Origin of the sequence: Peribacillus acanthi, assembly GCF_003073175.1 — a bacterium.
Classification (GTDB): domain Bacteria; phylum Bacillota; class Bacilli; order Bacillales; family DSM-1321; genus Bacillus_BN; species Bacillus_BN acanthi.
This window is the reverse complement of sequence record NZ_QBBX01000002.1, coordinates 66,172-78,127: the sequence shown is the minus strand read 5'-3', so window position 1 is coordinate 78,127 and position 11,956 is coordinate 66,172. Positions and strand designations below refer to the sequence as shown.

Here is an 11,956-nt window from a genome sequence, read left to right as displayed (position 1 = left end):
TCACGTAGTTATCAGGGATAACCCCAAATCCTGTCGTGTTAATAAAAACGCCATCGACACTTCCTTTTTCGACTACTTTCGTATCTCCGGCAATGATTTTCACCCCTGCCTTCTCAGCCTCATCCGCCATACTGAAAACAATTTCTTTTAATTCCTGAAGTTTAAATCCTTCTTCAATAATAAAGGCCGCCGTTAGAAAAATAGGGATGGCTCCGCTTACCGCTAAATCGTTTACAGTACCCGAAACGGCCAACTTGCCAATGTTTCCTCCTGGGAAGAAGATAGGCTTCACGACAAAACTATCAGTCGTGATAGCTGTTCGCTGTGATGAAAAGTTTATAATCGCTGCATCCAATCTTGTTTGCTTATCATTGCCGAACGCTTTTACAAATACCTCTTGTATCAATTCATGGGTCAGCTCACCTCCCTCTCCATGGGCTAAGCTAATTCGATTCACCATATATTATCCCTCCCTCATGTATTGGAAATGGGCAGCACATGTTCCTTCGGTGGAAACCATACAAGGTCCGATTGGGTAGGTTGGGGTACAGGCTTTATTGAACAAAACACATTCTTCAGGTGTTATCAATCCACGAATGATTTCACCACACCGACATTTTGTTTTTCTTGGCTCATCTATGATAATCTCAAACTTCTTTTTAGCATCAAATGATGCGTATTTTTCTTTCAGTATCAACCCGCTACCCGGAATGGTGCTCATTCCACGCCACTCTTCGTCATTAGGTTCCAGATATTCCTCCATTAATCTCTGGGCAACGACATTCCCTTCGTCCTTCACCATATATGTATAGTCATTAAGAATGTCTACCTTTTTTCCCAGGTGAAGCTGTAGAAGTTTATAGATTCCACTTAATAATTGAATGGGCTCAAAGCCGCTTATGACCCCTGAAATCCCATACTCCTCCGCTAAAAAATCGTAACTCCGTTTGCCTAGTACGACTGATACATGACCAGGCAGGAGAAATCCATCCAGGTTGACTTCACCAGAATCGAGCAATGCCCTCAATACCGGCTCTACTAGTTTAGTCGTCATCCACATGGAATAATTCTGTAGCCCTTTTTTCTCTGCTTCTCGAATGGCTAGAACAAGAATCGGTATGGTAGTTTCAAAACCAATTCCTAAAAAGATGACTTCTTTATCAGGATTTTCTTCAGCGATCCTCACACTTTCTAATGGAGAGTATACGACTCTTATGTCCTTTCCCTCCGTTTTCGCTTTCATCAAAGTAAACTTAGAACCTGGGACCCGCATCATATCACCAAAGGTACATAAGATCCTATTCGACCCTTCTGACAATTGGATCATGCTATCAATCGATTTTTGATCAGTGACACAGACAGGGCAACCTGGACCTGCAATTAACTGGACAAAGTCTTTTAATCTAGTTTTTATCCCCGTTTTGGCAAAAGCCATCGTATGTGAACCACATACTTCCATAAAGACGGGGATCCTCCCCTTTTCCTCTTTAAATCTAGTGGCTAATTCGATCACCGCTTCTACTGAAATACGGGTAAGGGAAGGGTCAGAAAAATGGTCCATGTTTAGCATCCAATACATTCCTCCATTCTTCTATACTCTCTTTTGCATATTGCTCATCCACGATGGTCATTGCCTGTCCGGCATGCAATAAAACATAGTCATCAAGCTCTACTTCTGGAACAAAAATGATGCCTACATACATCCGTGAGCCCATTACATCCACTAAAGCCTGATGTTCTTCCAATTTAATGACCTTCGCAGGTACTCCTAAGCACATTTCCATTCACCGCCTTTTGTTTTGAATAATATGAGAGGCAATGATGATTTGCCCATATGATATTCCACCATCATGACAGGGGACATTCTTATGGGTGTAGACATTAAAACCCTGTTGCTGAAGATGCCTTTGAACCTCAATTGCTAAGAAGAGATTTTGAAAAGAACCGCCTGATAGCACAACAGTTCGATTGATGTCTGGACGTTTTTCCACTAACACTTGAATCATTTGAACACAAGAAGAAACGATGGTTCTATGAAAGGCGTGGATAATTGCAGCGATAGGCTGATTGGCAAATCTGTCCTGTATGATTTGTTGAATCATCGGTGAAAAGTCGAGTTGGAGTCCGTTATCACCTTCTTCTTTTATATGAAAAGGATAGATTTTTTCAGAATATTCTACCTCATCACGATTCAAATAATCTGATAGTTTAATTGCAGCTTCTCCTTCGTAGGTGGATGTTAGACAGATTCCAAGTATGGCACTAATGCTATCGAATAACCGACCACAAGTTCCTGCCCATGGAGTGTTGATTTGATTTTTAACCATCTTTTCTAAAACAGTAATATCTTGTAGCTTCTCAGGAAAAAGTCTAGATGCCCATTCTTTCCCTTCATTAGGAAAATAGTGAAGCAACATCCCAACTGCATTTCTCCAAGGTTCCTTAACAGCTCTTTCCCCGCCTGGTAGTGGCGTGTATTTTAGGTGGCCCAATCGCTCAAAGGATTCTGCATTTCCATATAAAAATTCATATCCCCAAATATGACCATCCTCACCGTAACCGGTACCATCTAAGATGATTCCTAAACAGGTTTCACTAAGGCCGTTGTCTTCCATACAAGATACATGATGGGCATGGTGATGTTGAATTGGTATCACTTGTCCATTGAGTTTCTTTGCAAATGCAGTAGTTGCATATAAAGGGTGCTTATCTATTGCAAAATAGTCTTCTTCGACGGATAGCCATTCCTTAAAATGAAGAAGTTGCTTCTCATAGGAAAATATCATCTCTTCGTTGTCGAGATCTCCGATGTGAGGACTTAACATAATATGATTATGTTTTCCTAACGCAAACGTATTCTTTTGATTGCCTCCTAAAGAAATGATTCGATCAACGTTGGAAGTTGTCTTCATCGGATCAGGAACAAACCCTCTTGCACGACGTAAAATAAACGGACTTTCTTTGTCTAATTGGACGACAGAATCATCGATTGGCATGAAGATTTCTCGGTTATGGACTAATACGTAATCACATAACTCTTGTAAGTGGTGAAAATCCTCTTCTTTGAAAAGCATCGGAAGACCTGAAGGATTCGCGCTAGTCATCACCAAGCATTCCAAGTTACTTATTTCAAACATCAGGTGATGCACTGGTGTGTATGGTAACATCATGCCAATTGTTGATAAGCCCGGTGAGATATTTATAGGTAAAGGACAATCTATTTTTCTTTGTAAAATAACAATCGGACTTTCTGTTCCTGTTAGGAATGTCGATTCATGGTCAGAAATGTGACAATATTTTCTTGCCGTTTCTACCGATTTAACCATAATGGCCAATGGTCTCTGGGGACGTCTCTTTCTATTTCGAAGTTCTTCAATAACCATTTCTTGAAAAGCATCACATGCTAAGTGGTAACCTCCAATTCCTTTTATTCCCACAATATTTCCTTTTTGTATCAATTGGGCTATCACGGATATAGCCTCAATATTTTCAGCCAATACCACCCCATTTTTATCGAGTAATGTGACATCTGGTCCACAATTGGGGCAGCATATAGGTTGGGCGTGATGGCGCCTATCCATTGGATTTTCATACTCCTTTTGACAATCAGGACACATGATGAATTTATTCATCGTTGTTTTCGGTCTATCGTACGGCAGGCCTTTAACAATCGAGTACCGTGGACCACATTGTGTACAATTAATGAAAGGATGGTGGTACCGACGATTATCAGAAGCCATCAATTCTTTTAAACAATCCTTACATAACGCGGCATCTGCAGAAATCCAAGGCAGAGTATCACCACTTTTTTCACTCGGCAAAATGGTAAACTCTTCATATCCTTTGGGAGCAACACCTTTGATACACACCTCATCTATTTTGGCTAATGAAGGCTGTGATGTTTTTAGTTCACTCACCATTCGTTCTACGTTTTCTTCTTCTCCTTCGACAACGATTCTTACGCTTCCCACGATATTCTGGACCGTTCCGTTAAGCTCATGCTTCTTAGCAAGTGAATAAACAAAAGGGCGAAAACCCACACCTTGAATCCTTCCGGTCACCGTTATTCTTAACGCTGTATACATTGTTGGTACGCATCCTTTATCCAAGAGATCCAATCAACCATCCCTGTCCCCGTCTTTGCGGATAGCGTTTTAAATTGTGCTTTAGGATTAATTTCAAACAAATCTTTTTTTGCATCAGCAATATTGAATGAAACGTATGGCAGGAGGTCAATTTTATTGATGATTGTCATATCAGTTCTTCGAAACATGACCGGATATTTTGGAATCTTATCATTGCCTTCTGGGACACTTAAGACTACCACCTTATAATCCTGACCTAAATCGTAACCTGAGGGACATACAAGATTCCCAATGTTCTCGATAAAAAGAATATCAATTTTTTCTAGTTCAAATTCTGGTAATGTTTTTTCAATCATCCTGGCATCAAGATGACAACCTCCAACCGTATTAATTTGGACAGTTTTAATGCCAAGGGAACGCAATCGCTCTGCATCACGCTCTGTCGCCAAATCCCCTTCAATAACAGCAATGGTTAAATCATCCGCTAACAATTTAACTGTTTCTTCAAGCAAGGTTGTTTTTCCAGCACCCGGCGAACTCATTAAGTTAATAACGAGAGTCTTTTTATCTTGAAAAATCCTTCGATTAATTTGAGCAGTCTTATTGAGATCCTTAAGCACATCTTCCCGAAGCTTAACTTTCAATTACATCACTTCCTTCATAAGATTCGACCCTAAAGTTTTCTCCAGAAATGAGTTCACATATCGGTAGTCCGCATTTTGGACAGAGAGCAATCCGATAATCCGGTGTGAATACAAGATGACAGTTTGTACATTTCGCTTTCGACACTTCACGTATAATTTGTAATTCTGTATTTTGGTCGATGAGGTCCTGCTTCTTTATTTTAAAATAAGTAAACGCCAACTCTAATGCGTCGGGCAAAACGTTAGACAGATCTCCGACTATTACTTCAATTTTTTTTACATAAATTATGCCTTTTGATTTAGCGTCTTCACCTATTAATTGAAGAATTTCCGCCATTAGGGACATTTCATGCATGTAGAACACCTACCGATATACTTCTTTTTAAATTTTATGATTGGTTCAACTAAAAAAAGACCTCCATTCGTTGATAGAATGAAGGTCTATAAATATTTATAATATTACTGATTAGCAGACAGTTGTGACTTAAGCTGTTGGACTTGCTCTGGTGTAGCAGTTGCAGCTGGCTTATAATAGCCCTTTTGAAGTGCATAATTGTATAAAATTCTTTGGCGAGCTTCATCTTGGTTACGTAGCTGAATATATGTTTGTCTTAGGTCTGAATTATTACATTCACTAATAATACCAGCGTAGCCAGTTAAGCTAGCATTAATGCCAGCTAAATAATCATTCACCATATCTTTATCCTGTAACATCTTCTTTCCCCCCTTACCCTAAAAATGTCATTAATTGCTGTTGTGCTTGCCTTGCCGATTGGGCATCTCGTTGCAGCATTGCTTTTAATTCAGGATCTGTGCATTGCTCTGCATAAGACTCTAGTTTTGTCACGATGTTTCCATGTCCACCGATAGTTTTCCTTAAGTGCTGTAGTTCTAGCTCTGTTAATGATTGATTCATATCATATTTCTCCTTTCGTACCAATTTACACATTTAATATCCCTAATTAATGTAAAATTATTCTTTTGAGTTACATGGTTTTACAAAATCTAAAAACCTCCACTCATTCCTGAATGAAGGTTAAACGGTTACTTATTTCATTTCCTTGACCTTATATGTTATTCCACTTTTCCTTCCCAATTTAACATTCCGCCAGCCATATTAATTACCTTAAAACCTTGGCTTTCTAAGAATTGTGAAGCACGGCCGCTTCTTCCTCCAGAACGACATACCATTATATACTCTTTAGATTTATCTAACTCATGCATACGAAACTCAACTAAAATTAAAGGAATATTTACTGCACCAGGGATTTTACCAGCAGCCACTTCATCCACTTCTCTTACATCAATGATATCGATCGCTTTACCTTCATTTACTAATGCTTCCACTTCTTTTGCTGTTAATTCCTTCATCATCTTTTCCCCCTTGTGAATTTTTATTATTATTAAATAGTTATTTCTTTAATATCTTGATTACATTTACAATCAGTTAATGTATATCCAATAACCGTAAAGCCTTTTTTACGAAAAAATCGAATACTCATATTTTTCTCAAGATGATCAGATGCTACAACATGAATGTTCACATTCGGTATTTCTTTAAAATGTCTTTTCATGTAGGCAACTGGAATATTGATTGCTCGGATGATTGGATCGTTATAGGACAGATTATAATCTCTAACATCTACAATCTTTGTTGATTCTAAATCAGGTAAAACCGAGCAAGGGACTCCCCTTACAGGAACATATCTTTTATATAGAAACCCAACTGTAAAAACAAGTAATGGAATCATTATATATAACATTTTTGTACCTCATTTACAATTTAACTAATCTCTCTTACACGGATAATAATATACCCTCATGGGTATCTTGTCAACAAGAAAGTTTCTATTATAGATTGAGCTTCAATATTTTTTTACAAGCTTTATTTAATTTAAGTAAAGTATAGTCAATAAGAAGTAGTAACAATAAACTCCACTCATCTACTTGAATGAACGGTATAGGGTATTATATTGTCTTTCCTCCAACCCTTTAAGAAGTCTTCATCTATGCATTAGATATTTTCACTTTATCCGAATCCCTATAGAACTTTTTCCTTGAAATAAATACTGAGCGTTATATCATATACCCATACACGTTTCACAAAAACTTATATAAGTAGGCGTGTGTTTGTTATTAAATCCCCTACTATTTACAACCATTAACAAACATTATTTGTATGATTGAAAAATAAATTTACATATTGTGATAATTATCACATATTTTTCGACGAAAAAATGTAATTATACGTATAGGGGTATTTATTTTACGTTTAGGAGAGATCAATTTGAGTAAAAAAATTATTGTAATAGGTGGAGTCGCTGGAGGAGCAACTGCCGCAGCTAGACTTAGAAGACTAGATGAATCTTCAACCATCATTATGTTCGAACGAGGAGAACATATTTCTTTTGCAAACTGTGGACTTCCTTATTATATTGGGGAAACAATTAAAAGCCGTGACAAATTATTGGTTCAAACTGTAGAAGGCATGAGTAAGAAATTCAACCTAGACATCCGTAATCTAAGTGAGGTCACAAACATCAATCGTGAAAAGAAAACCATAACAGTCAATAACCTACAGACGAATGAAACATATGAAGAAAGTTATGATGTTATTGTCTTATCTCCAGGTGCAAAACCAATTGTACCTCCGATTCCTGGTCTGCTTGAAGCAAAAAATGTATTCATGCTTCGTAACATTCCAGATACAGATCAGATTAAAGGATACGTGGACGACCAAAAACCAGAAAAAGCCGTTGTAATTGGTGGTGGTTTCATTGGTTTAGAAATGGCAGAAAATCTTGTTGAACGTGGTATTCACGTAACACTTGTAGAAATGGCAAATCAAGTTATGGCTCCTTTAGATTTTGAGATGGCAGCTATTATCCATCAACACCTTAAAGAAAAAGGAGTAACCCTTATCTTAGAAGACGGAGTTCATTCTTTTTGTGATTCCGGTAAAAAAATCATTCTTTCTAGTGGTAGAGAGATCGCGACAGATATGATTATCCTGTCAATTGGTGTCAAACCTGAAAACACGTTAGCCCTAAACGCTGGTTTAAATGTAGGTGAACGCGGAGGTATCCAAGTAAATGAATACCTTCAAACGAATGATGAAAATATATATGCACTTGGTGATGCGATTGAAGTAACAGACTACATGAATAGACAGCCTGCTATGATTCCGCTTGCAGGTCCTGCCAACCGCCAAGGTCGCATAGTTGCCAATAACATTTATGGAAAAAAAGAAACCTACAAAGGTACACTCGGCACAGGCATTGCCAAGGTTTTTGACTTAACCGTAGCAACAACCGGAAATAACGAAAAAACTCTGAAAAAGCTTGGGTTGGACTACAAAGTTGTTCATATCCACCCCGCTTCTCATGCAGGTTACTATCCAGGAGCCTACCCGATTGCATTAAAGCTAATTTTTGATGGAAGCAATGGGAAAATTCTTGGTGCACAAGGTGTCGGTGTAGACGGTGTCGATAAACGGATAGATGTGATTGCAACTGCGATTAAAGGAGAATTAAACATTTTTGATTTAACTGAGCTTGAACTTGCATATGCTCCACCTTTCTCATCTGCGAAAGATCCGGTTAATATGGCTGGTTATGTTGCAGCCAATATAATAGAAGAAGGTATCGAAACCGTTCAATGGAATGAAATCGATGATATTATTAATAATGGTGGATATTTAATCGATGTCCGCGAGCCACATGAGAGAGAAAACGGATATATTCAAGGCTCAGTCAACATTCCTCTGGGAGAAATCCGAGATCGTCTAGAAGAATTACCAAAAGACAAACCAATCTACCTATCCTGTCAGGTTGGATTACGAGGATACCTTGCAACTCGTATTCTAAAAGGACATGGATTCAGAGCAATCAATGTCGATGGTGGTTGGAAGACTTATTCTGTTGTGAAAAAAGAACAATTAGCAAAAACCACTTAATAATTTCAATTTTCCATAAAGGTTTTTGCTAAGAAGTTCGGTTTTTTGGGAGTATTATAATTTTTATTCTTCTTAAAATGACTTTCATTAAAATTTAGATTTGATATACAAAAAGGCAAACCCACTAGTTTTAGAGGGTTTGCCTTTTTGTATATCATTTGAAAATCAAACCTATTAGAAATAGGAATTGAAGAAAAAAGCTACGGATAGATTTTAGTATTGACCATTAAGTGACCGATTGCTGTTTTTCTTTTAGCTGTTCAAATAATTTTTCCACAGTACCAATACCAACATTCTCATATTTTGCTAGAATTACAAGTTCTTTAGGCAACTGTCCGACTGTTTCAATCTGATCATCATTCAATTGTCTAATTAGACTCGGAATTCCTGTAAATTCGTCGCAAGTTAGAGGTAACTGTGACAGTTCCTGAGTCACAACAATATAATCAGACTTATAAAATAAGAAAAGTTCACCAGGTCGTTCAATGTAAATTTGCCTTCTTTCTTTCTCTTCCTGAATGAACATCTTTAATTCTTCAAAGAAGGTTTCGTCATTTTTGTTACTGTAACGCTTCACATGATTGTGGAGACCCTCCAAGTTACTCGGCAATTCGCTCATAATCCGAGCCTGCTGCTCAGCACCTAACCTGATCAAAAATGTCTCTGATCTTTCAAATCGTTGTGGCAATAGAAATGCGTCACGAAGGAAGTGTGGAACCTGAAGTTTTTGGTTTTTATATGAAAGTGTCCGAATAGTAGTAAAACCTGGAACTACAACAGGCTCCATCGGTGTTTCAACCGTTGCAGTAGCTGTAGTAGCTGCCACTTCCATTTGTGCAGACTCTCCGACAATCTGTTGAAAAGATTTGGAAAGTAACTCCTCCATCGACTTTAGCCGTACCTCAAGTTCCGATATATCGTAGCTCTGTTCCGAACGTGGAGTTGGGTCTTGATAGTCAGGAACCGAAACAGTGACTGGTCCATATACCTCTACATACCATTTTACAATTTTATAAAGTGATTCCCATGAGAGAAGAGCCTCTGAATAGCGGAATTTCCTTGCATCATGGGCAGCTTGATTGCCGATTTGACGAACATGATGAAGAGCGTCTTTTATTTCAGGGATTAAATATCCATTATCATTAAGCAAATCTAGTCGCTCTTTTAAATTGGTACGAGGTTCTTCCTGTATTTTTTCTGCTTGAATCACCTTCTGCAGAATCGTTTCAACAAAAACTCTGGCATGAGTAAGCATCGTACGCGGGCTAGTAAAAATACTAATTTCAAGTTCACGTGCAACTAAAGCTAATTCCCTTGAAATTGGTTCTAAAAATTGATAAAAGTACGATTGCTTGTCCATAGTCTATAGCTCCATTCTCGTAAGAATTATTAGATAAAAAGATTGAAATTATCTTAATCTATTATTCACAATATTTATCAAAGGAAAACCTGAATCGTAATATTTTTAGTATTATACTAATTCAAGTTCGTAACTTGCTGCTGTTTCAAAAATTTTATACCCAAACAATTCCATTAATTTTTTAACCACAAGTTCTTTTGAATGTGTATTATTTTCTAATGTCAATTCATTCAGGGCTGCTTTACATTGTTGTGAAAACTCTGCGTCAGAGTATTTTTCAGAATGATATAAACATAAAAATTCACTACTATAGCTTGCCATACCTTGATCAAAATTGTATTCCGTTTCAATCAATTTGTAGATAAACATCTTTTATTTCCCCCCATTTTATTTAAATTTGTATTACGTTTGGATTCGTGATTTCCAATTCATCTAAAGAAAAAACATGATTTTTCTTAAAATCTTGGAGTATTCCTGGAGGTAAAAGCTCACTTAACTCACTTTTAGATGCCCATTTATAGTCACAATGTTCAAATGATAGAACTACATCCTTATGCTTGCTTCTACATAGATAAGAAATAATGACGACTTGGCGACAGGGATTAGTAGTAAAAGTGGACACATATAAAAGTTTCTCAACAGTAACATATAAGGACGTTTCTTCTCTAATTTCACGAACTAAAGCTGATTCTAACTGTTCACCGAAGTCCATTTTTCCTCCAGGCAATTCCCATGTTCCGGGGCTAATTTCTTCTTCTTCTGAGCGTTTTAATATTAATACTTTTCCGCTTGTAATAATAACACCTTTGACTGCAACTATCATTTCCATGTTCATCAGGAGAACCTTCCTATCCTATTTATTAGATATGTAAGAAAAAAGCCTATGTCGCATTAAACAAAAAATAGCCTCCCTACCGAATGGTACTGGTGACTATTTCTTAATTTTCTAATCAATCAGTAGTAAAACACCTACAGGATGTCAATTATATGAAAAGTTGTTTTAGTCCAAGAATTGGTCGAATTAGTTTACATAATAATATTATAGGTTTATCTTTATAAGTGGGTTCAAAACTTTTTGAATTTTAGATAGATTGGTATGAATTGTACATTCCACCTTTTTCATTTATGTTTCCATTATAGCTTTTTCAATGACTATCCAAAACCATAATTTTCAAATTACAGTGATCTTTTCTCTGTTACTGCTTCACAGATGACGTTATACATACTATCCACCCCGGTTTCAGTCGCTTCATAGCTATATGCATTTCCCTTCGCTATCCCTATGCTGTCTGCTTCTTCCATTGCATCAATGTTTGCTCCCATAAAAATGAACTCCCAGCTGTATTTCTCTTGCTGATGCTTGATAAGGTCTTTCACTTTTCCATAAGTAAATTCCCGACTTGCATTTTCCATTCCATCGGTGGTAATGACAACAATGACTTTTCCTGGTCTTTTTTCAACCTCAGTTTTAGATAATCGGTGTCCTACATCCAATATTGCCTTCCCTATTGCATCTAATAATGCAGTGCATCCTCTTACATAGTATTCATTTTCAGTAAGTATAGCCTGTTTTGCATCGATGCCATTCCAAAGGAGCTCATAATGATCATCGAATAATACCGTTGTTAATGTAGTATCTCCTTCGAGTTCACACTGCCTTTTAATAAAAGTATTAAATCCACCGATTGTATCGCTTTCCAAACCAGCCATTGAGCCGCTACGATCTATAAGGAAAATAATTTCAGAAGAATTCTTATTCATACATTTCAACCTCTCTCTTGTTAGGATGATATAATCATATCTAAGTAGATTCGTGAATGGGTCGCCTCAAAAGCGACATTTTGAGGAGGCGGACATTCAATGCTCGACCAAAAGATGCTGAAAGAATTACAGGAATACATAGATTTTCATT

The 11,956-nt window shown here is 37.2% G+C and carries 15 protein-coding genes; 1 reads left to right on the top strand and 14 read right to left on the bottom strand.

All coding sequences use genetic code 11. The annotated features are described in order from the left end of the window. The 10 genes from DBX25_RS21075 to DBX25_RS02020 form a co-directional block, all read right to left on the bottom strand. The coding region (locus DBX25_RS21075; protein WP_240620116.1) for an AIR synthase related protein at positions 1–460 on the bottom strand (460 nt) is incomplete at its 3' end. Positions 461–463: 3 nt separating this feature from the next. Continuing rightward, entirely contained in the window at positions 464–1,570 is a 1,107-nt protein-coding gene (hypD, locus tag DBX25_RS02060; RefSeq protein ID WP_108669119.1) for a hydrogenase formation protein HypD, read from the bottom strand. After that, entirely contained in the window at positions 1,545–1,778 is a 234-nt protein-coding gene (locus DBX25_RS02055) for a HypC/HybG/HupF family hydrogenase formation chaperone (protein WP_108669338.1), read from the bottom strand. The genes hypD and DBX25_RS02055 overlap by 26 nt, the downstream gene beginning before the upstream one ends. A 6-nt stretch (positions 1,779–1,784) precedes the next feature. Then, complete coding sequence (gene hypF / locus DBX25_RS02050; RefSeq protein ID WP_108669118.1) at positions 1,785–4,085, bottom strand: carbamoyltransferase HypF; 2,301 nt, start codon at positions 4,083–4,085, stop codon at positions 1,785–1,787. Beyond that, positions 4,070–4,729, bottom strand: a complete 660-nt coding sequence (gene hypB, locus DBX25_RS02045; protein WP_108669117.1) for a hydrogenase nickel incorporation protein HypB — start codon at positions 4,727–4,729, stop codon at positions 4,070–4,072. The genes hypF and hypB overlap by 16 nt, the downstream gene beginning before the upstream one ends. Then, positions 4,719–5,084 carry a hydrogenase maturation nickel metallochaperone HypA/HybF gene (locus DBX25_RS02040; protein ID WP_108669116.1) on the bottom strand — a complete coding sequence of 122 codons (366 nt, stop codon included), beginning with the start codon at positions 5,082–5,084 and terminating at the stop codon, positions 4,719–4,721. Before DBX25_RS02040 ends, hypB begins: the two co-directional genes overlap by 11 nt. Before the next feature lie 104 nt (positions 5,085–5,188). Next, positions 5,189–5,443, bottom strand: coding sequence for a spore coat protein (locus tag DBX25_RS02035; RefSeq protein ID WP_108669115.1), 255 nt, complete (start codon positions 5,441–5,443; stop codon positions 5,189–5,191). Between the two features lie 13 nt (positions 5,444–5,456). Next, on the bottom strand, positions 5,457–5,645 hold the full coding sequence (locus DBX25_RS02030) for a hypothetical protein (RefSeq protein ID WP_108669114.1): 189 nt from the start codon (positions 5,643–5,645) through the stop codon (positions 5,457–5,459). Positions 5,646–5,803: 158 nt separating this feature from the next. Then, positions 5,804–6,100 carry a rhodanese-like domain-containing protein gene (locus DBX25_RS02025; protein WP_108669113.1) on the bottom strand — a complete coding sequence of 99 codons (297 nt, stop codon included), beginning with the start codon at positions 6,098–6,100 and terminating at the stop codon, positions 5,804–5,806. A 32-nt stretch (positions 6,101–6,132) separates the two neighbouring features. Next, positions 6,133–6,492: a rhodanese-like domain-containing protein gene (locus DBX25_RS02020; RefSeq protein ID WP_108669112.1), complete on the bottom strand. Its 360-nt coding sequence runs from the start codon at positions 6,490–6,492 to the stop codon at positions 6,133–6,135. Positions 6,493–7,016: 524 nt separating this feature from the next. Here DBX25_RS02020 and DBX25_RS02015 point away from each other — a divergent pair. Beyond that, positions 7,017–8,684: a CoA-disulfide reductase gene (locus DBX25_RS02015; protein WP_108669111.1), complete on the top strand. Its 1,668-nt coding sequence runs from the start codon at positions 7,017–7,019 to the stop codon at positions 8,682–8,684. Positions 8,685–8,910: 226 nt separating this feature from the next. Here DBX25_RS02015 and DBX25_RS02010 read toward each other — a convergent pair whose 3' ends face one another. From DBX25_RS02010 to DBX25_RS01995, 4 genes are all read right to left on the bottom strand, one after another. Continuing rightward, complete coding sequence (locus DBX25_RS02010) at positions 8,911–10,044, bottom strand: DUF4145 domain-containing protein (protein ID WP_108669110.1); 1,134 nt, start codon at positions 10,042–10,044, stop codon at positions 8,911–8,913. A gap of 111 nt (positions 10,045–10,155) precedes the next feature. Continuing rightward, positions 10,156–10,413 carry a hypothetical protein gene (locus DBX25_RS02005; protein ID WP_108669109.1) on the bottom strand — a complete coding sequence of 86 codons (258 nt, stop codon included), beginning with the start codon at positions 10,411–10,413 and terminating at the stop codon, positions 10,156–10,158. 22 nt (positions 10,414–10,435) lie between these two features. Further along, positions 10,436–10,879: an NUDIX hydrolase gene (locus DBX25_RS02000; protein ID WP_108669108.1), complete on the bottom strand. Its 444-nt coding sequence runs from the start codon at positions 10,877–10,879 to the stop codon at positions 10,436–10,438. A gap of 341 nt (positions 10,880–11,220) precedes the next feature. Continuing rightward, entirely contained in the window at positions 11,221–11,805 is a 585-nt protein-coding gene (locus tag DBX25_RS01995; protein ID WP_108669107.1) for a vWA domain-containing protein, read from the bottom strand. Positions 11,806–11,956 lie beyond the last annotated feature (151 nt).